At 58.6% G+C, this 18,980-nt stretch carries 16 protein-coding genes and 4 tRNA genes; 11 read left to right on the top strand and 9 right to left on the bottom strand.

The features are described 5' to 3' along the window. Position 1: 1 nt before the first annotated feature. From ACPOL_RS06730 to ACPOL_RS06710, 5 genes are all read right to left on the bottom strand, one after another. The gene (locus ACPOL_RS06730) at positions 2-316 is read right to left on the bottom strand and encodes a hypothetical protein (protein WP_114206377.1); all 315 of its coding nucleotides are present in this window, start codon (positions 314-316) and stop codon (positions 2-4) included. A gap of 60 nt (positions 317-376) precedes the next feature. Beyond that, positions 377-451: transfer RNA gene (locus ACPOL_RS06725), tRNA-Gly, on the bottom strand. Between the two features lie 110 nt (positions 452-561). Beyond that, positions 562-637 (bottom strand) — tRNA-Thr (locus ACPOL_RS06720). A 293-nt stretch (positions 638-930) separates the two neighbouring features. Beyond that, positions 931-1,018, bottom strand: a tRNA-Tyr gene (locus ACPOL_RS06715). Positions 1,019-1,205: 187 nt separating this feature from the next. Beyond that, positions 1,206-1,281: transfer RNA gene (locus ACPOL_RS06710), tRNA-Thr, on the bottom strand. On the opposite strand from ACPOL_RS06710, the gene ACPOL_RS34560 reads away from it, so the two are divergent. Beyond that, positions 1,255-1,593 carry a hypothetical protein gene (locus ACPOL_RS34560; RefSeq protein WP_114206376.1) on the top strand — a complete coding sequence of 113 codons (339 nt, stop codon included), beginning with the start codon at positions 1,255-1,257 and terminating at the stop codon, positions 1,591-1,593. The genes ACPOL_RS06710 and ACPOL_RS34560 overlap by 27 nt on opposite strands. Here ACPOL_RS34560 and ACPOL_RS06700 read toward each other — a convergent pair. Further along, positions 1,590-1,895, bottom strand: a complete 306-nt coding sequence (locus ACPOL_RS06700; protein WP_114206375.1) for a putative quinol monooxygenase — start codon at positions 1,893-1,895, stop codon at positions 1,590-1,592. The genes ACPOL_RS34560 and ACPOL_RS06700 overlap by 4 nt on opposite strands. A gap of 132 nt (positions 1,896-2,027) precedes the next feature. Between ACPOL_RS06700 and ACPOL_RS06695 the strand changes: the two genes are divergently transcribed. Both ACPOL_RS06695 and ACPOL_RS06690 read left to right on the top strand, forming a co-directional pair. Next, positions 2,028-3,065 (top strand): hypothetical protein, encoded by a 1,038-nt coding sequence (locus ACPOL_RS06695; RefSeq protein ID WP_236657282.1) that lies wholly within the window; start codon positions 2,028-2,030, stop codon positions 3,063-3,065. A 95-nt stretch (positions 3,066-3,160) separates the two neighbouring features. After that, positions 3,161-4,516, top strand: coding sequence for a PQQ-dependent sugar dehydrogenase (locus ACPOL_RS06690; protein ID WP_114206374.1), 1,356 nt, complete (start codon positions 3,161-3,163; stop codon positions 4,514-4,516). Between the two features lie 177 nt (positions 4,517-4,693). On the opposite strand, the gene ACPOL_RS06685 is transcribed toward ACPOL_RS06690, so the two are convergent. Continuing rightward, a complete protein-coding gene (locus ACPOL_RS06685) occupies positions 4,694-5,668 on the bottom strand; it encodes a M23 family metallopeptidase (protein ID WP_114206373.1) in 975 nt (324 codons plus the stop codon). 213 nt (positions 5,669-5,881) lie between these two features. Between ACPOL_RS06685 and thiL the strand changes: the two genes are divergently transcribed. Then, positions 5,882-6,985: a thiamine-phosphate kinase gene (gene thiL, locus ACPOL_RS06680; protein WP_236657281.1), complete on the top strand. Its 1,104-nt coding sequence runs from the start codon at positions 5,882-5,884 to the stop codon at positions 6,983-6,985. Between the two features lie 45 nt (positions 6,986-7,030). Further along, the gene (gene gltX / locus ACPOL_RS06675; RefSeq protein WP_114206372.1) at positions 7,031-8,554 is read left to right on the top strand and encodes a glutamate--tRNA ligase; all 1,524 of its coding nucleotides are present in this window, start codon (positions 7,031-7,033) and stop codon (positions 8,552-8,554) included. Between the two features lie 29 nt (positions 8,555-8,583). Here the strand turns inward: gltX and ACPOL_RS06670 are convergent, their stop codons facing one another. After that, a complete protein-coding gene (locus ACPOL_RS06670) occupies positions 8,584-9,009 on the bottom strand; it encodes an organic hydroperoxide resistance protein (protein WP_114206371.1) in 426 nt (141 codons plus the stop codon). Between the two features lie 48 nt (positions 9,010-9,057). Here ACPOL_RS06670 and ACPOL_RS06665 point away from each other — a divergent pair, with 48 nt between their 5' ends. After that, positions 9,058-9,636: a hypothetical protein gene (locus tag ACPOL_RS06665; RefSeq protein WP_114206370.1), complete on the top strand. Its 579-nt coding sequence runs from the start codon at positions 9,058-9,060 to the stop codon at positions 9,634-9,636. Positions 9,637-9,674: 38 nt separating this feature from the next. Here the strand turns inward: ACPOL_RS06665 and rsmD are convergent, their stop codons facing one another. Continuing rightward, positions 9,675-10,277 (bottom strand): 16S rRNA (guanine(966)-N(2))-methyltransferase RsmD, encoded by a 603-nt coding sequence (gene rsmD / locus ACPOL_RS06660; protein ID WP_338026756.1) that lies wholly within the window; start codon positions 10,275-10,277, stop codon positions 9,675-9,677. A 110-nt stretch (positions 10,278-10,387) separates the two neighbouring features. On the opposite strand from rsmD, the gene ACPOL_RS06655 reads away from it, so the two are divergent. The 5 genes from ACPOL_RS06655 (at position 10,388) to galU (ending at position 18,950) form a co-directional block, all read left to right on the top strand. After that, positions 10,388-11,494, top strand: coding sequence for a CBS domain-containing protein (locus ACPOL_RS06655; RefSeq protein ID WP_114206368.1), 1,107 nt, complete (start codon positions 10,388-10,390; stop codon positions 11,492-11,494). Between the two features lie 29 nt (positions 11,495-11,523). After that, positions 11,524-12,405, top strand: a complete 882-nt coding sequence (rsmI, locus tag ACPOL_RS06650) for a 16S rRNA (cytidine(1402)-2'-O)-methyltransferase (protein ID WP_114206367.1) — start codon at positions 11,524-11,526, stop codon at positions 12,403-12,405. Between the two features lie 69 nt (positions 12,406-12,474). Beyond that, positions 12,475-16,029 (top strand): transcription-repair coupling factor, encoded by a 3,555-nt coding sequence (gene mfd, locus ACPOL_RS06645; RefSeq protein WP_114206366.1) that lies wholly within the window; start codon positions 12,475-12,477, stop codon positions 16,027-16,029. A gap of 86 nt (positions 16,030-16,115) precedes the next feature. Next, positions 16,116-17,843, top strand: a complete 1,728-nt coding sequence (locus tag ACPOL_RS06640) for a DUF885 domain-containing protein (RefSeq protein ID WP_114210646.1) — start codon at positions 16,116-16,118, stop codon at positions 17,841-17,843. A 231-nt stretch (positions 17,844-18,074) separates the two neighbouring features. Further along, a complete protein-coding gene (galU, locus tag ACPOL_RS06635) occupies positions 18,075-18,950 on the top strand; it encodes a UTP--glucose-1-phosphate uridylyltransferase GalU (RefSeq protein WP_114206365.1) in 876 nt (291 codons plus the stop codon). Positions 18,951-18,980: the final 30 nt, after the last annotated feature.

Below are 18,980 nucleotides of genomic sequence, written 5' to 3'. Positions count from 1 at the left end.
CCTAGTAATACGCATAAACCTTAAGATACTTGGCTCTTAACTCCGGCGCGACCTGCTCGACCAGCCACAAGTAGCGCTCCCGGATCTGACCCTGGTCGCTATTTCCCATTGCCGCGTAAAGGGCGCCTGTTTCTTTCCCCAGCAGGCCCTTGTTCAGAACCGACTCAAAGTCCCGCGCTCGCAATCCGGAGCGCTTTACGCGATGGAGAAAATCGTCCACTCGTTGAGCGGAAAAAGCATCCTCGAGTGACCGATGAACAGCGGCAAAGGTCTTTTCGTCCAGCACCGGAAGTGTCGCTTGCTCAAACGTTCCCATCTTCCTCAACATTCCGCCAGTCACTTTCACCTGGCGCGCTTCATTCCACTTACTCGAAATTGGAGCGGGAGACGGGAATCGAACCCGCGACCAACAGCTTGGAAGGCTGTGACTCTACCACTGAGTTACTCCCGCCGATACAGCCTGACCATACGCCCCGGCGACACACCATAAGGCCAGAAGGCTGTCTGCCACCTTTGATCGATGGCCCGACTCGCCCCACTGGCCGCTAGCTCTTCAAAAGCTGGAGCTGATGATCGGGATTGAACCGACGACCTCTCCCTTACCAAGGGAGTGCTCTACCGACTGAGCTACATCAGCGTTACATCCAAACTCTGCTTCCCAAGCCCATTCCGCCCGGGAGAAAACTCGATTCATCAGTCCTGGCTATCATCGTATCGCGAACCGGACCTGGCAAGCACGATGCGCAAGGCAAAACTTCCAATCAGGACGAAAACTACTAAGCGTATCCTGCCTGGCTCCATCGTCGCCCACGCCAAGCACCCCAACGCGGCGAGAATGGCAAGAGCAATCCATCTTCGCTTGGCTTGCCCGGGGTTCGATAGCAGGGCCAGCGGGCGATCTCCTTCAAAACCACTGCTTCAATAAAATACTGGTGCACAGGGGAGGATTCGAACCTCCGTAGCTCCTGAGAGCGGCAGATTTACAGTCTGCTGCCATTAACCGCTCGGCCACCTGTGCACGCTGCCGCACTCTCAACCTACCGCTCGATTCACCCACCAGGCACGAACCGGCTTGAAAGACTCCGGCGTACGATTCCCATACTGGTATGGAGTCACTGCGATGGGCGGATGCCTGCGGGCAAAACTCCCTACCGTAACTTCGAAAGCATCCCGTAACTCAAAGCAAACTCTTCGCGCTGGCGACTTGGAGCTGGCGACAGGATTTGAACCTGCGACCCTCTGATTACAAATCAGATGCTCTACCAACTGAGCTACGCCAGCCCGATTGCTCACAAACTCCGCGAACCGGTAGGCGCACTTAAACGCCGCCGCACCATGGCCACGAACTCCAAGGTTAGCATAGTCGATGCCCGGTCGCAATCCTCAACCGGACTACCGGTACAGAGCGTTAGAGCCTTAAAGAATCCTGTGGCGACCCTGCTGCCATTCGCACAGCGAGCGGCGCCCCATCCTGGAGTCACCAGGCTTGAATCCCGACTCGCGCCCCCGACTGAAAGCCGGCGTCCAGCGACGGACTGCTCCTCGCATCCGTCGCCGGTCATCGCCAGTTCGCCGATCGATCCTGGCACTTAAGCTCCAGGGGCTTTCGCCGCCAGGATCTCCGGTTTATCAATCTCCGGAGCTTTCGCAAAAAGCTCTTCCGCCTTGGCGAACAGCGCCTTGGCGATCTCCCCATTCAGATGTGCGTTCCGGCCGTTCTCATCGGCAAATGTGTCGAAGATCCCGTATTTTGAAGGGCCGATCTTGAGGGCGTACCAGGTGGTTGTGCCGGCTTCGCTGACTGCCAGCGGCTGAGCCGATTTCAGGAAGGCTTCGACTTCCTGTTCTTTCCCGGGCTTGGCTTCAAGCTGCGCCCATAACGCGAATTTATCCATGGAATGATCCTCTGCTTCTAGGATTCAGATGCTCCGCCAAAGTTACAAGTCTGGTCTTTCACAGCAGAGGCTCTGGTCTTTCACAACAGAGGCCTTCGTCTCGGCTCCAGCCCGTTATGGTAGGTTCGTTTCATGCCCGAAGTCGGCAACAGCGCGAATTCCGTAGTAGTTCCAGTGAAACGAGGCTTTTTCCCCCTGAGCGTCAGGACCAAAAGTCTGCTCATCGCAGCAATAGCAGTCTCTCTCCTGGTCATCCTGCTTCTCGTATTTCAGCGGCAGGCTCCTCCCGAGGCGGCCAGGCTTCTCCCGGAGTCCGATGGGATCGTCTACCTGAATGTAACCCCCCTCCGCGCCGCTACACACTTCGACGCCCATCCGGTCAAACACGATCCCGACTATCAACAATTCATCGATGCTACCGGAATCCAATTTGAGCGCGACCTGGCCCAGGCCGCCTTTGCCATGCATCGTATGGCCAATCCTCTGGGTCCGAATGGCCCGGTCGCATTTTCCAGCATCTTCGTCGGTCACTTCGATCGGTTGCGACTGGCGAGCTATCTGGAGCGCATCGCCCAATCCAGAGAGACTTATGACGGGCATGAGATTTATGACATCGCGATCGATGGCCGAACCGATCGAGTCGCCATTCTAAGTTCGGACATAGTGGCCGTCTCGAATACGCCGACGGCGGAACAGATCCACTCCATTCTCGACCGCCACCGAACCGCTTTTCTGCCGCTTTCTAGCAATACCCTGCTTGCGCAACACTACAAGGATGTGCCTCTTTTTTCGCTGGCCTGGGGTTTGGGAAAGCTGGCTGCCGGCCTGGGAGACGATTTCAACGTCTTCGGATTCCGTCTCCCTCTCAGTGTGGATGCCACGTTTATCGCCTCGTTGCGATGGGCTGGGGCCCTCCGTCTCAAGGTCGAGGAGATTGCGCCGAACGGCGCGGCGGCTACCGTCTCGGCGAATTCGCTTGAGGCCTTGCTGGGGATATTCAAGACAGCCGAAAACGTTCTGCCAAACGCAGTCACCAGCACCGAGACAAAGGACCTGCTCAACAGCGTCGAGATTGAGCACCATGACGACCGGGCCGTACTCACCGCGACCATCCCACTGAGATTTTTGCAGACACTCAGCTCGGTTTCGGGGAGTGACTCTACACCATAGCCGCTTTTGGATCACCCCAGAGAATTGTTTTCTGCTGAGTGGCTGGCCTCGAAGTCGCAATTCTGCGTCCAATGCATAACAACCTTGGAGGAAGAATGCCCGCTCTCCGCAATGCCCTCGTCCTCGCCTTGACCACAGCCACCATCGGTTCTCCGGCCTGGATGCGCGCGCAGGCAAATCAAGGAACGACCATCACGGGAAAAGCCGCATTCACTGACTACTCTCAGGAATCTCCTGGCACTCGCAGGAAGATCACCGTCGCTGATCTGCCTGCTCCCTACGCGACAACTTCGGTGGATAATGGCCCTGACCTGGTTCCCAAGCCTGCAGACGCGTGGCCAAAGGCGCCAGCGGGCTTCAAAGTTGAGCAGTATGCCGTAGGACTCGACGAGCCCCGGCTGATCCGGACGGCTCCAAATGGCGACCTCTTCGTTGCCGACAGTGAAGTCAACCGTAAGCAGTACACCGGTAAAATCCGCGTCTTCCGCGGTGTGGATAGTAAGGGGAAGGCCAAGCAGGTAGGAATTTACGCCACCGGACTTGCTCAGCCTTTCGGTCTGGCCTTCTATCCGCTCGGGCCGAATCCAAAGTGGCTGTACGTCGGCAATACCGATACGATCTTTCGCTTCCCCTACAAAAATGGTGACATGAAGGCGAGTGGCCCGGCAGAAAAGCTCACCGACCTGCCTGGCGGTGGCCGCCTTCGTGGAGGCGGTCACTGGACACGCGACATTGTCTTCTCGAAAGACGGCACGATCATGTTTGTTTCGGTGGGTTCGCACTCGAACGTGGATGATCCGGATACTCATCCGGAAGAGTTTCATCGCGCCGACGTCCTCGAATATACCCCCGAGGGGAAATTCATCAAAGTGTACGCGTCCGGTATAAGAAACTGCGTTGGCGAGGCCATTCAGCCCGAAACCGGAGATCTATGGTGCTCGACCAATGAACGCGACGCACTCGGCGATAACCTGGTGCCCGACTACATCACTCACGTGCAGGAAGGCGGCTTTTATGGGTGGCCCTGGTACTACATGGGCAGCAATCACGATCCCCGCCTGGCTGGTAAGCATCCTGAACTGAGTGGCAAGGTGCTGGTGCCGGACATCCTCCTGCAGCCCCACTTCGCTTCCCTCGAGCTGACCTTCTACGAAGGATCGGAGTTTCCCGCCGACTATAAGGGCGACATCTTCGCCGCCGAGCACGGCTCCTGGAACAAGTCGAAACGCGCAGGCTATGAAGTCATCATGGCTCCGGTCAAGGATGGCAAAGCGACAGGAGAGTACGAGGACTTCCTGACCGGATTTGTGACCTCCTCTGGCAACGTCTGGGGCCGGCCGGTAGGAGTGACTGTCGCTCAGGATGGCTCGCTCTTTGTGACCGACGATGGTTCGAAGTCGATCTGGCACGTAACCTACACTGGCGCGAGCAGCAGCACTGGAACAAGATAGGAACAACAACTTAGGCCAGGGCAGCGACCTATTGTGATTTCAATTGACTCTCCAAATTGAATGGGGCTTGAAGGGGCCCGGCTTGAGCTGGGCCGGGCTCACAAAGACAATCAGCTATCAGTCTTCAGGCCGGGACCGGGATCATCAGGCATTCTGAAAGCAGAAGTTTCTTCTGCTTCAGTATCCGCCGCCGCTGAGCGTGTCTACTGGCTTCGCCGATGCCGCATCGAACTGGTCCATCGTGGTGCGAAGATATTTGTGCGGATTTACCGGGATGTTTTGAATTCGGACCTCGTAGTGAACGTGAGGGCCGGTGCTGCGGCCAGATAGGCCGATGTAGCCGATCACCTGTCCGCGACGCACTTGGTCGCCGGAAGTAACGGCAAATCCGGACATGTGACCGTAGATAGTCTTGATGCCATGCCCATGATCGATGACAACCTCCCGGCCGTAGCCATTGGTCATCGCCGCGGTTTCAACCATGCCGTCAGCTGTGGCATGAATGGGTTCGCCGAAGGCTGCTGAGATATCAATCCCGGCATGGAAGGCGCCTTCTCCGTTGAATGGATCTTCCCGTTCCCCAAAAGAACTGGTCACTCTGCCTTCAACCGGCCACAACGACGGAGCATTGATCATTCCGAGCCAACTGCTCGCCCCGGAGAGCCCATGGCTTCCGAATCCCGCAGCCAGGCGGCCCGAGAGAGCATTGTTCCGTAGAGCGTAAAACTGATCGAGCGATTGATGATAAGACCGGTCGCTTAGGGCGTCAGTTTCAGCAACCGTCTGGAGTCCTACCGGAGCGGTGGCCACGACTGGCTTCGCCGCCGTCGGTTTGCCCTGAGTCAAGCCGTATAAGGCGCTGACTTCTGTCGCTAGGGACCCTAAAGATGCAGCCTGAATGTCCTTCTGGTGGGCGACTTGCTCCATCTGCAGGTAGTCCTTGCGGATCGCTTCCCGCTGCGAGCGCACCTCGTTGAAGTGCGAAGTCTTCAGCAGCATGCGCGAATAGGAACCCGCCATTCCCGTGATCGTGAACGCGCCCACGATCGCGGCAGCCACGAAGACATAGGCATAGTGAAGAGGGATCGGGACCTTGCGGACCCGGCCATCCTGTTCGCGCGCGACGAAAATGATGTAATAGCGATTGCGCATGTATTTCTCTTCTTCAGGTACGGAGATCCGGCGCAAAAGCCAGGCCCCAACTCAGCGGTGAACTAACCCGGTAATCGTGGTCCGTTACTTCAAAGACGCTAACAGAGTGACGAATGTGGGTCAATCAAAGTCGCTTCCGCCTGGTTGCCAGAGGATATTAAAATCTGATGAATATTGTCGCCGATGCCGTCCGGATAAGTTGAGGGAACAGAGTTGAACGCGAGGAAGCCCTATCCGCCTGTAACAAAAGCTCCTTCGAATTTCGCGCCTCATGGGGAACTCGCTTTGATTGCCGCTCTTCGTGCAAGAAACCCGATCAAGCCCGGGAAGCTTCGCCTCGGAATTGGCGACGATTGCGCGATTTTGCGGCCGAACGCAGGAGATGAGCTGGCGATCACCACCGATTTCTCCCTCGAGAATGTTCACTTCCGGCGGGACTGGCATTCCCCGGAGGCGATCGGTCATCGCTGCCTGGCCCGAGGATTAAGTGACTTGGCTGCGGTAGGAGCGAAGCCGATGGCAGCATTTTTATCCCTTGCCTTACCCAAAGAACTCACCGCCCGCCATCGCGGCAAACCGGCATGGGTGGAGCGGTTCTTCGATGGTTTGCTCGCGCTCGCTGCGAAGATGAACGTGCCGTTGGCGGGCGGGGACACCGCCGAATCTCCTGCCCACAAAGGCAAAGCCGGTCTGGTGGCGGCAGACATCGTTCTCGTTGGGGGTGTGAAGCGCGGCCGCGCGCTGCTTCGTTCTGGAGCGAAGCCCGGAGATCTTCTCTACGTCACGGGACCGGGCTTGGGCGGCGCCGGGGCGGAGCTGCTTGCCCTCGAACGAAACCCGAGCAGATTCACTGCTTTGAAAGTTGCCGCACCTGGTCATCCGCATCTCTACCCCGAGCCCCGCATCGCCGCCGGATTGAGACTTCGAAAGCGCGGCCTGGCCACGGCAGCCATCGACCTCAGCGACGGGCTGTCGACCGATCTCCATCATCTCTGCGGGGAGTCCGGCCTGGCAGCGGAGATCGACGCCACAGTGGTTCCCATCCACCCTATGGCACAGCTGGCCGAGGCCGCCGGCTGGGCGCGATCGGCCCTCCAGCTCGCACTGCACGGCGGAGAGGATTATGAACTGCTCTTTACCGCCCGACCCCAGACCAAAATTCCAAGGGAACTCGATGGCGTAGCGATTCACGCGATCGGCAGAATGAGCAAGATGCGGAACGGCAAACCGGCCGTGACCCTTTTGGAAGAAGGCAAGGCAGTTTCTGAACTGCGAGCACGAGGCTGGGAACATTTTCGGGGAAGTTCGTCAGACTAGGTCGCCTTGAACTCAGCGGCAGCGATCTTGGTACCATCAGGAGTTATGTCCACCACGAAAACGCGCGTCCGATTCGCGCCTTCGCCTACCGGACTCCTGCATGTAGGCAACGCCCGCACCGCTCTCTACAACTGGCTTTACGCCCGCCATACCGGCGGAGACTTCATCCTCCGCATCGAAGACACTGACCTCGAGCGCAGCGAGGAGCGTCACGAAGCCCAGTTGATGCAGGACCTGCAATGGATGGGCCTTGCCTGGGATGAAGGTCCTGAGTTGAGTGGAGCCGGAGGGGGCCCACATGGCCCCTATCGCCAATCCGAACGCCTCGAAATCTATCGCGAACACACCGCGCGCCTGCTCGCTGAGGGCAAGGCCTACCGGTGCTTCTGCACCCCCGAAGAGCTCGAAGCCGAGCGCAAGCTGGCTGCCGCCGAGCATCGTCCGCAGATTTACTCGCGCCGGTGTTTGGCGATTCCACCCGCCGAAAGCGAAGCCCGCGCCGCATCCGGAGAACATTTCGCGGTCCGGCTGCAAATCCCCGATCGCCCCCTGCGGTTTCATGATCTCGTTCGCGGCGACGTCGAATTCGCGGCAGACTCGGTCAGCGATCCAGTCTTGGTGCGCTCGGCCAGCGGAGCATCTGCGGGAATTCCGGTTTACAACTATGTCGTCACCATCGATGATGCGCTGATGGAGATCACCCACGTCATCCGCGGCGATGATCATATTTCGAACACTCCGAAACAGGTCGCGATCTACGAAGCGTTTGGCTGGAAGGTCCCCGAGTTTGCCCATCTCTCGACCATTCTCGGCGCCGACCGCGAACGCCTTTCGAAGCGCCACGGCGCGACCTCAATTGCCAGCTTTCGCGAGATGGGCATCCTCCCTGAGGCGCTGGTGAATTACCTCGCGCTGCTTGGCTGGGGCGCAGAGGGCGGCCTCCGCGAGACCTTCACTCCCGGGGAACTGATCAACGAGTTCAAGCTCGAACGGGTGACCGCTTCCCCCGCCGTCTTCGACTTCGAGAAGTTGAATTGGCTCAACCGCCACTACCTGAAGCTTGCCGAACCGGCCCGCATCACCGATCTGGCCTGGCCATACTTCACAGCCGCAGGGCTATTGCCATCCGTACAGAGCGTAGAAATCACAGAATGGTTCACCAAGGTGCTCGCGCTCTTCCTGCCCGCCGTTGACCGTCTCGATCAGCTTCCCGGCAGGACCCATTTTCTCTTCCAGATCAACCCGGATGCCGCAGTGTCAAACCCCGAGAACGCGGAACTGTTGGCGACCGAAAATGCGCAAAGGGTCTTGGCGGAACTGGCGGTCCGCGCCCGGGAATTCGAGGGGGATCTGACTGCAGAGCTCTTCAAGACCTGGATGAATGAGATCAAGGCCGAGACCGGCGTTAAAGGCAAGGATCTATTTCACCCGGTACGGATCGCGCTCACCGGTTCCCACTCGGGCCCTGAGTTCGAAAAGCTTATCCCGCTGATTGAAGAGGGGAGCACGCTCGCGCTGCCCAATCATCTTCCAAGCGTACGCGAGCGGATCCAGGAATTTACGAGCTAGAACTTCTGAGAGGTTGCCTCAGCAGATACCTAGCTCTTGCCGCCATGCGCAGTCAAAGTCACGGGAATATTCCCGCGCGTCGCATTCGAGTATGGACAGACCTGATGCCCTTCGGCAACCAGTTTCTCCGCAGTCGCCTGGTCGACATTAGGCACTGTGATATCCATCTCGACCGCGATCTCGAAGCCACCCGTCTCGTTCGGTCCAATGCCGACTTTACTGAGGATCGAAACCTGGCCCATATCGATCTTCTGCTGTTTGGCAACATGCTCCATCGCCCCGGCAAAGCAGGCCGCATAGCCAGCGGCAAAAAGCATCTCGGGATTGGCCAGCTTGGCCGGCCCTCCGCCCGCAGGCGGATGCGTAAGATCAAGGCTCAGGGCTCCGTCAGAACTTTCAACGTGACCAAGACGGCCGCCGACTGAAGTGACCGACGCAGTGTAGAACGGTTTCATAGAATTCCTTTCAAGAACTTAAGAGTAGAGGAAACCCAAACGTATACGATGCCAGAGCCAGCCGACACCGCCCCGAGAATCGATTCTAGCTTCCCGCATCGCTGGCAGGCGACGATTCTCGGTCGGCGGCCGCTGATCGCCCCGGCTCGGCACTTTGTCTATCCAGCAGAAGTGGAAGAAGTCGAGCGAGGCGCGCTGGAGTTGATGGTGCGACCTCCAGCCAATGGGGATTTTCTGGGTACTTTTGCTCTAGGATTCGCGGATCCATCCGTCCCCACTGGCGTTTGGAGCTGCCCTCATCCAGATTGGCTCTGCGCAGTTGCCGGCGGCTATGCCTATTTGGTGAATACGACCGCACCCGATCAATGGGAGCAGGTCGAATATCGTCCAGTACTCGCCGTCGCTTCTCTTCCCAAGCAGAGATTGCTGCTGTTCTCAGGCCATCAGTCGCTGGTTGCCTATGGGCCGAACGGGAAGGCATGGCAGACCGGGCGACTCTCCTGGGAGGGATTCAAGATCCTCAGGATTGATGATCAGTCCCTCATAGGCCTGGGCTGGGACATGATGACCGACCGCGAGTTCGAGTTCAAGGTAGACTTGGCCACCGGCGAGCACCAGCCGGCCTAATAATACCCAGACCGGGTAGCATTCAAATCAGATAGCACTCAAATCGGGCTAGAACTCTCTTCAATATCCATCTTCTTCCGTTGAAAGAAACTGAGAGCGGTGTCGCCCTGCTCCCGCACCCGGTATCGAACCAACTCCCCATATTGCTCGGCAAGCGGCTGCTTTCGCCGGTGTTCGGCGACAACGATCGATTCGCGGTCGAGCAGCGAGCTGCACTCTCCTCCCAGTAAATCGAGGGTCACGGCATACTCTGGCAACGCGTCGTAAGGCGGGTCGAGAAAGACGATGTCCAGCCGGCGCTCCCGTTGCGCCAGCCGGCGCAAAAAGGAGGAAACGCTCCTCGGTTCCAGGCCGAAGCCCGATACGATCCCCAGTGACTTCAAATTGAGACGAAGCGCCTCCAATGCTGGCGGCGCATTCTCCACAAAAAAGACCATGCCTGCGCCCCGGCTGATCGCCTCAATTCCGTTCGCCCCCGAGCCGGCGAAGAGATCCGCGAAGGTCGCGCCGGCGATCCGCGGAGCCAAAATATTAAACAGAGTCTCGCGGACCCGGTCCCCGGTGGGGCGAGTCGCCAGCCCATCCGGAGCGGCAAGCCGGCGGGAACGATAAATCCCGGAAATCACCCGCATCCGCTTCATGCTAGCAGCCGTTCTTAGCAAAGCGGGGCTGTCGGTATGTCCAAACCGACCCAAACCTCTACAATGTCCAGAGCCGGTTGCTCGCTGCCGGCCAAGGAACGGAGCACTCCATGCGTGGTTGGTCATTCCCAATGGGACGATGGTTCGGGGTTGATGTCCGCATCCATGCTTTCTTCCTGCTGCTCACCGGACCCTGCATGTTGGGTGCGACCGCGGTCAATCTCAGCATCTGGCGGGGGATGATGTTGTGGATTCTGCTGCTTGCCGCGGTCACTGTGCGCGAGGCAGTTCGCGTCCTCGGCGCCGCCTACTTCGGCTTGCAGATTCGCAATATCCTGCTGCTCCCGACCGGCGGCCTCTACGCCTATGCCAATCCGGAGAGCACCGAGCGCGCCTCCAGCCCCAAAGTGCAGACACCGATGGCCATGTTAGGACCACTCGCAAACCTGTCGTTCGGGTTAATTGTGGCTGGCCTCATCGCCGGGTCAACCTCGCAGGTGAGCCTCCTTGAATTCCCCTGGATCACCACCGCGCACCTGATGCGCTCGGCGGTTTGGGTCAACATTTTCCTCGGCCTGATCAATCTTGTGCCTGCCTATCCGCTGGATGGCGGAAGAATTCTGCTGGGTGAATTCAAGCGTTCTCGTGAAGCCGCCCAGGCCAGCCGTTCGGCCGCTGGTATCAGCCAGGTGCTCGCAGTGTTAATCTTCGCTGCCGGCATCGCGCTGCGTACCCCGTGGCTGGTGATGGCCGGCTTCTTCATCTTCATCGGCGGTCAACTGGAAGACCAGGGCACCCTCTTCCAATCGGTGGTCGACAACGTCCGCATGAAGGATGTGATGCTGACCGACTTCTCCACCATGTCGCCGTCCGATACCTTGGAGGATGCCCTATACAAGACCATTCACAGCCTGCAGGATGATTTTCCCGTAGTGCGGGGCGTCAATCTCGTAGGAATCGTCTCGCGGCAGAGTATTCTTGACGCCCTGCGCGCCGATGGCAACGGCTACGTGCAGGGAGTCATGTCCCGGGCCTTCCAGGTCGCGCAGCCCGAAGATTCCCTCGGGGCGATGATTCGCCGCATGACTGCCGGACGTGGTCTTTCTCTGATGCCCGTGACCGAGGGGGAACGGATCGTCGGCATCGTGACGCTGCAAAACCTTATGCATTCCATGGGATTGCTGGCTGAGCATCGCAAGCTGCAGCGCCAGCGCTAGCAGAGGAGCAGGAAACCGGGATTCATAGAATGGCAGATGACCAGCGATTAGCTCCCGGACTTTACCTGGTCGGAACCCCCATCGGCAACCTCGAAGACATCACCTTGAGGGCGCTGCGGGTGCTGAAGAGCGTCAATCGCATCGCCTGCGAAGATACCCGGCAGACCCAGAAACTCCTCAACCACTACGGAATAGCCACGCCGACCACCAGTTGCCACGAACATAACGAAACCGAGAAGACGCCCGAATTTATCGAACAACTGCAAGCTGGCGCCAGCATCGCGGTGGTCTCGGATGCAGGAATGCCAGGCATCTCCGATCCCGGGATGACCCTGGCCCGGGCGGCCATCGAAGCCGGCATCGCCGTCTATCCCATCCCCGGGGCCAACGCCGCATTGAGCGCGCTCGTCGCGTCGGGACTATCGGCATCGAGCTTTCTCTACGTCGGATTTCTCGCCGCCAAGAGCGGAGCCCGCCGCGCCGAACTGGAGGCGCTGGCTGAGCGGGTTCGCGAGGGTGAAATCTTGACGCTGGTCTTCTATGAAGCCCCGCATCGGATCCTGGAAACGCTCGAAGATGTGGCCAAGGTCTGGGGGTCGGAATGCCGAGTCGCGGTCGCTCGCGAGCTTACCAAGCTCCACGAAGAATTCCTGCGTGGAACTGTGAGCGAGGTTCGATCCAATCTGGCCAGCCGCGATCGGGTTCGCGGAGAGATCACCCTGTTAGTCGAAGCCAAGCCGCTCACCGGCGACCAGGTGGGAATCAGCACCAGCCTGAAAGAGCGGGTCGCCGCGTTGCAAAAGAGTGAAGGCCTGGACGAAATGGCCGCCCTCAAGCGCGCGGCGCGCGAGCGCGGAATCTCGAAGAGCGAAGCGTATCGGGAGATGCAGCGCGAGCGGTCGCGCAGGTAAGGAAGCTTAGGCATCGGTTCGGCGCTCCTCGCTTCGTCTTGTCTCACGATCAGATACCATGAAGAGAGTATGGTTCTTCCCTTCGTCCGCGACCTGCTCGCGGACCTGGAACACTCTGACTCCTTTGAGCGGGTTCGCCGGCATCTAAGCCTGACCGCGGGGCGGAGGCGTGTCTCCGGATTGACCTCAACTGCCAGAGCCTTGCATCTCCCCCTGTTTGCCAAGGCAGCCCAAGTGCCGGTGGTGGTGGTTGTCGCCGACAACAAGGCGGCCGATGCCCTCCAACTCTCGGTTCGCGCCGCCTGCGATCTAACTGGCGCCATTGCTCCCGACCGGGTCGTGAAGCTGCCCGCGCACGACGTTCTTCCTTTCGAAAATCTTTCCCCCCATCCGGACGTCCAGGAGCAGCGCGCTTCGGCACTCTGGAAGATTGCTACCGGCGCAGCTTCGATCGTCATAGCCCCAGTCGAAGCGACCGCCATGCGCATGTTCCCCGCGAGCTACTATCTCGACCTGGCAAGGGTCCTCCGGCGCGGCGAAGATATTGATGTGGAGGAATTGACCGGCCATCTCGCCAGCATCGGCTATTCGTCGATGGACATCGTCGAGATGCCCGGACAGTTTACCCGCCGCGGCGGCATCCTCGATATCTACTCGCCGGAGATGGACCGTCCCGTTCGCATCGACTTCTTTGGCGATGAGATCGAATCGATGCGGAAGTTCGATCCAGACTCGCAGCGCTCCTCTTCGCCGCTCGATGAAACCACCTTGCTTCCGCTCACCGAAACGCCAGTGACCGAGCGCCTTTTGGCCGCCGTCCACGCTCGTCTCAGCGGCAGTTCGCTCGAAGACGGCGCGGATGCCAGCGTCGAGCGCGCCATCTCCGCTGGCGGGGTCACCGTCTTTCCTGGCTGGGAGTTCTTCTCGACGATCGCTGGCGCCGATGGCACCATCTTCGACCTCTTTCCTCGCTGTCAGGTCTTTGTCGAAGAGCCGGCCATGATCAAGAACCAGCTCGAACGCTGGTGGAACAAGGTCGAACAGCGCCATGACCGGAGCGGCATCGGATCACTGATTACCCCCGCAGACGTGTATCTTGAGCCCGAGCGACTGCTCGCTACGCTGGCCTCGAATCCCGGGTTGGACATCGATCAGCTTGGAGCAGTGGACGTGCTCGAGGAAGACACGACGCTGGACGAAGTCGCCTTCTCGTCGCGCCCCACGCTGCGCTTTCATGGATCGATCCCGGCCTTGATCGAGCAGCTGAAGACGCTGATGGAGCAATCAGTCCACATGCTGCTCGCTGTCCCCAATCAGGGCGAAGTCGAGCGGCTCGCCAATCTGCTCCGCGAGTATGGCCTGCCCTATCGACTCGGCAGCCGCACCCAGCATGCGGGCAGCGAAAACATCTATGACGAGTCAAGCTATCTCGCCGGCGATCTTCGTACCCCTATTCTTGTTCGTGCCACGATTGCGAATGGCGTGAGCTTTCCCGACTCAAACCTCGTCTTGTTCGGGGCCAACGACCTTACCGATGAAGCCGACGTCACCGCCCGCCCGGTAGCCAGGAAATCGAAGACTGCCGCCTTCGTCTCCGATTTCCGCGACCTGACCATCGGCGACTATGTCGTCCATGTCGAACACGGCATCGCCCGCTATCTTGGCCTCAAAGAGATCGAGCAGGACGGGGTGACTGTCGAATTCATGATTCTCGAATTCGCCGAGCAGGCGCGGCTTTATGTACCCCTCACCCGGCTCGATCTCATTCAGAAATACCGCTCGACTGACGCAGGTCCCGCGCCCGTGCTCAACCGGCTCGGATCGCAGCAGTGGGCCAAGACTAAGGCCCGCGTCAAGAAGGCCATGCAGGACATGGCCGACGAGCTGCTCAAGCTTTACGCGCAGCGCAAGGCCGCGCAAGGCCACGCTTTCCCGCCGGACAACGAGTTCCAGCGCGAGTTTGAAGACGCCTTCGACTACAACGAGACCGACGACCAGCTATCCGCGATTGCCGATATCAAGCGCGACATGGAATCAACCATGCCGATGGATCGCTTGCTCTGCGGCGATGTGGGTTACGGCAAGACCGAAGTGGCCATGCGCGCCGCCTTCAAGGCCGTCCAAGATGGCAAGCAGGCGGCCGTGCTCACGCCAACCACGGTGCTCAGTTTTCAGCACTTCGAGACCTTCAAGAAGCGCTTCAAGCAGTTCCCGATCGAGATTGAGATGATCTCCCGCTTCCGTACGCCGAAAGAGCAAAAGGTCATTCTTGAACGAGTCGAGAGCGGCCGCGTCGACATCCTCATCGGCACTCACCGCCTGTTATCCAAGGACTTGAAGTTCCATGATCTCGGCCTTCTGGTGGTCGACGAAGAGCAGCGTTTTGGAGTTCGTCACAAAGAGCGTTTGAAGCAGATGCGCCGCGAGATTGATGTTCTCGCAATGTCCGCCACGCCGATTCCGCGCACCCTGCATATGTCGCTCGTCGGTCTGCGGGATATGAGCGTCATCGAAACTCCACCCAAAGATCGCATGGCGATTCAAACCGTTGTCGCTAAGTTCGATGAAAAGCTCGTCCGCTCCGCCGTCGAGGTTGAGCTGGAGCGCGGCGGGCAGGTCTATTTCGTCCATAATCGGGTGGAGACGATCTACGAAATCGCCGCGAAGATCCACGAGCTCGTTCCGGCGGCGCGGGTAATCGTCGGTCATGGCCAGATGGGCGAGGCCGAACTTGAGCGCGTGATGCTGGCCTTTATGAACCACGAGTACGATGTGCTGGTCGCAACCACGATCATCGAAAACGGCCTCGACATCCCGCTCGCCAATACCATCCTCATCAATCGCGCCGATCGACACGGACTCTCCGAGCTCTACCAGCTCCGAGGCCGGGTCGGGCGCTCCAACCGCCGCGCTTATTCCTACTTGCTGATTCCCGCCGAGCAAGAGCTGACCGAGATTGCCCGCCGCCGTCTGGCCGCGTTGAAGGAGTTTTCCGATCTCGGCGCCGGTTTCAAAATCGCCGCACTCGACCTCGAACTACGCGGCGCCGGCAACATGCTCGGCGGCGAACAGAGCGGTCATATCGAAGCCATCGGCTTTGAGCTTTACACCTCGATGCTCGAAGAAGCGGTCAGCAAGCTGAAGGGCGAAGAACGCGAAGAGCGCACCACGACGCAGCTCAATCTCGGCATTAGCCTGCGCGTCGACGAGAGCTATATACCCGAAGAAAATCAACGGCTGCGCATCTACAAGAAGATTGCAGGGGCCCAGGACGAGGTCACGCTTACCGATGTTCGCGCCGAACTCGAGGACCGTTATGGGCCGCCACCGGAAAGCGTCATTCACCTGCTCGAAGCGGCCATCCTGCGTCTCGAATGCGAGCGTGTCGGCGTGTCGCAGGTGGATCGCAAACGCGACCAGATCCATCTTCGCTTCATGGAGAAGGCCAATGTGGATCCGGGACGGCTTATGATGCTGGTGGCGAAAAATGTGAAGCGCGGCGCGCAGTTCACCCCGCAGGGCGTGCTTCGTTACCCGCTCACATCGTCGCAGCCGCAGGAAGTGCTGATGGAGATTCGTCTGTTGCTCGACGAATTGGAGCTGGAAGAAGTAGCAGCGCAATGAACAACCACCTATAGTTCCAACTTGATTGAGGAAGGCCTACTTTGAAGAAGATGACAGCCGCTGTTCTTTTGGCTTGTGGAACAATCATGCCGATTGCAGGCCGAATGGCCTCCGCTCAAAATCAGACCGCCTCGCCTGCAGCCCAGTCTTTTACCGCTCTCGCCGAACAGTACTTCGATCAGGCATATTTCAAATATGAGCCGACCAGCGGCACTCTCAGCGGCTTCCATCAGTACGATGATCAGCTGGAGAACTTTACCCGCGCCGGCTTCGGTGCTCAAATCTCCACTCTTCAGGATTTTGAAAAGAAATTTTCCGCGATTCCCGCCGCCCAACTCGATGTGACGACCCAGGGCGACCTTCAACTGGTTCTCGCAAACATCCGGGGCGAACTGTTGTCGTTGCAGACCATCCGGCAATGGGAGAAGAATCCAGACAATTACTCGAGCGGCGTCACCGGAAGCATCTTCAGCCTGATGGAGCGCAAATTCGCGCCCGCCGATCAGCGGCTGAAATCGGTCATCGCCCGCGAGCAGAAAATCCCCGCGGTCTTCGTGGCCGCCCGCGAGAACCTCAAGAACCCTCCCCACATCTATACCGAGATCGCGCTTCAGCAGATTCCCGACATCATCAGCTTCTTTCAGAACGACGTGCCGGAGGCATTCCAGGATGCCACCGATCCAACGGTCAAAGCCGATTTCGCCAAGTCCAATGCCGCGGTGATCTCCGCATTGCAGGACTACGAAAAGTGGATGAAGAGGGATCTGCTGCCTCGCTCGAACGGCGACTTCCGTCTCGGTGCCGACGCCTTCTCGAAGAAGCTTCTCTACGACGAGATGGTCGATACGCCGCTGGATAGCCTCCTGAAGATAGGGAACGCCGACCTGCATAAAAATCAGGCGGAGTTCGACCGGATTGCCAAGGAAGTCGATCCCAGCAAGACTCCGAAGGAAGTACTCGCCGAGCTCGCCGCCGTCCACCCGGCGCCAGATCATCTGCTGCAGGCCTTTCACGATCAGTTCGAGACCCTGATCGGCTTCATTCGTGAAAAGAAAATCGTCACCATTCCCTCCGAAGTGCAGCCGACACTCGAAGAGACTCCTCCATTTATGCGGGCGACGACGTTCGCATCGATGGATACTCCTGGCCCCTTCGAAACCCATTCGACCAAGGCGTATTTCAACGTCACCTTGCCGGACAAGAATGCCACCCCCGCCCAGGTCTCCGACTATATGGCCGCCTTCAACATTGGCACCATCGTGAGCACCTCGGTGCACGAGGCCTATCCCGGCCATTACGTCCAGTTTCTCTGGGTTCCAGAGGCCCCGAGCAAAGTCCGCAAGCTGCTTGGCGCATCGAGCAACGCCGAGGGGTGGGCCCATTATTGCGAACAGATGATGCTTGATCAGGGCTACGGCCAACCCGGCGCCGGAGCCAAAGATGCCCGCGAGGCCAAGCTGATTCGCCTCGGCCAATTGCAGGATGCCCTGCTGCGCGACGCTCGCTTCATCGTCGGCATTCAAATGCATACCGGAAAGATGAGCTTCGATCAGGCAGTCGATTTCTTCGTGAAAGAGGGCTATCAATCCCACTCGACGGCCACTGTCGAAACCAAGCGCGGAACTTCCGACCCCACTTACCTCTACTACACGCTTGGAAAACTGCAGATCATGAAGCTTCGCGCCGATATGAAGAAAAAACAGGGTGACGCTTTTTCGCTCGAGCAGTTCCATGATGCCTTCCTCAAGGAAGGCTTTCCCCCAATCAAGATCGTACGTAGGGAAATGATGGGTGACGACTCACCGACGCTCTGAGGAATTGCATCCGATGCTCTGAGGAGTATTTGTGACTGCGATATGCTTGTGGGGTCAACCTTGTCTTTCTCATCGTCCCAGAAGTAAATCTCAGGTAGAAGTACAGCTACTCTCATGGAGACTACTCAAGTCGGCAGGCTTATCTTCCAGGAGATTACCCGCCAGAACCAACTTCCGGCAGACACACCATCTGTACTCTTGCTTTTAAGAACAAGGAGCTAAGGGCATTCCATGGCTAAGAAAGTGCGTAAGGCAGTATTTCCAGCGGCCGGGCTCGGCACGCGATTTCTACCGGCAACCAAGGCTATCCCCAAGGAGATGCTGTCGCTGGTCGACAAGCCCATCATCCAATATGGCGTTGAGGAGGCAGTCGCCGCCGGCATCGAAGAGATCATTATCGTTACCGGACGCGGAAAGTCGGCAATCGAGGACCACTTCGACATCAGCTATGAGCTCGACGCCCTGCTTGAGGCGCGAGGCAAGAAGGCTCTCCTCGAGTTAAGCCGGAAAGTTTCAAGCATGGCGCACATCGTGAGCATTCGCCAGAAGGAGGCCAAGGGTCTTGGCCACGCCGTGTTAATGGCCAAAGATCTGGTGGGCGATGAGCCGTTCGCAGTCATCCTTCCCGACGACGTCATTGATGCCAAAACCTCGTGCATCAAGCAGATGATGGATGTCTACGACCGGGTCCAGAGCACCGTTCTCGCCACCATGGAGATCGAGGGCCCGGCAATCTCGGCCTACGGAGTCCTCGACTGCACACCCAGCCCAGAAGACAAGAACATCCTCGAAGCCAGGGGGATGGTCGAAAAACCGAAGCTTGAGGACGCGCCGTCGAAGTTCGCCATCATTGGCCGGTACATCCTCACCCCTGCAATTTTCGACGAACTGGAAACAATTACTCCTGGCGCCGGCGGCGAATTGCAGCTGACCGATGGCATCAAGGCCCTGCTGAAGAGTGAAAAGGTCTACGGCTTCAACTTCGAGGGAATTCGTCACGATGCCGGTGACAAATTCGGCATGCTCAAGGCAACCGTCGAATTCGCCCTCAAACGCGAAGACCTGGGTCCGCAATTTCGCGAGTATTTGAAGACCTTGTCGCTATAGTGCGCGTGGCTTCCTCGATGTCAGTAGGCA

It is taken from the genome of Acidisarcina polymorpha, from assembly GCF_003330725.1.
Lineage (GTDB): Bacteria > Acidobacteriota > Terriglobia > Terriglobales > Acidobacteriaceae > Acidisarcina > Acidisarcina polymorpha.
This window is presented reverse-complemented; position numbering and strand designations above follow the sequence as displayed.

What these genes read in the sequence shown, in the direction of transcription:
- ACPOL_RS06690 (WP_114206374.1), top strand. Translation starts at nt 3,161, where the DNA reads ATGCCCGCTCTCCGCAATGCCCTCGTCCTCGCCTTGACCACAGCCACC.
- ACPOL_RS06670 (WP_114206371.1), bottom strand. Translation starts at nt 9,009, where the DNA reads ATGAAACCGTTCTACACTGCGTCGGTCACTTCAGTCGGCGGCCGTCTT.
- ACPOL_RS06685 (WP_114206373.1), bottom strand. Translation starts at nt 5,668, where the DNA reads ATGCGCAATCGCTATTACATCATTTTCGTCGCGCGCGAACAGGATGGC.
- rsmI (WP_114206367.1), top strand. Translation starts at nt 11,524, where the DNA reads ATGGCAGATGACCAGCGATTAGCTCCCGGACTTTACCTGGTCGGAACC.
- ACPOL_RS06700 (WP_114206375.1), bottom strand. Translation starts at nt 1,895, where the DNA reads ATGGATAAATTCGCGTTATGGGCGCAGCTTGAAGCCAAGCCCGGGAAA.
- galU (WP_114206365.1), top strand. Translation starts at nt 18,075, where the DNA reads ATGGCTAAGAAAGTGCGTAAGGCAGTATTTCCAGCGGCCGGGCTCGGC.
- gltX (WP_114206372.1), top strand. Translation starts at nt 7,031, where the DNA reads ATGTCCACCACGAAAACGCGCGTCCGATTCGCGCCTTCGCCTACCGGA.
- ACPOL_RS06640 (WP_114210646.1), top strand. Translation starts at nt 16,116, where the DNA reads ATGCCGATTGCAGGCCGAATGGCCTCCGCTCAAAATCAGACCGCCTCG.
- rsmD (WP_338026756.1), bottom strand. Translation starts at nt 10,277, where the DNA reads ATGAAGCGGATGCGGGTGATTTCCGGGATTTATCGTTCCCGCCGGCTT.
- ACPOL_RS06695 (WP_236657282.1), top strand. Translation starts at nt 2,028, where the DNA reads ATGCCCGAAGTCGGCAACAGCGCGAATTCCGTAGTAGTTCCAGTGAAA.
- mfd (WP_114206366.1), top strand. Translation starts at nt 12,475, where the DNA reads ATGGTTCTTCCCTTCGTCCGCGACCTGCTCGCGGACCTGGAACACTCT.
- ACPOL_RS06665 (WP_114206370.1), top strand. Translation starts at nt 9,058, where the DNA reads ATGCCAGAGCCAGCCGACACCGCCCCGAGAATCGATTCTAGCTTCCCG.
- ACPOL_RS06655 (WP_114206368.1), top strand. Translation starts at nt 10,388, where the DNA reads ATGCGTGGTTGGTCATTCCCAATGGGACGATGGTTCGGGGTTGATGTC.
- ACPOL_RS06730 (WP_114206377.1), bottom strand. Translation starts at nt 316, where the DNA reads ATGGGAACGTTTGAGCAAGCGACACTTCCGGTGCTGGACGAAAAGACC.
- ACPOL_RS34560 (WP_114206376.1), top strand. Translation starts at nt 1,255, where the DNA reads ATGCTCTACCAACTGAGCTACGCCAGCCCGATTGCTCACAAACTCCGC.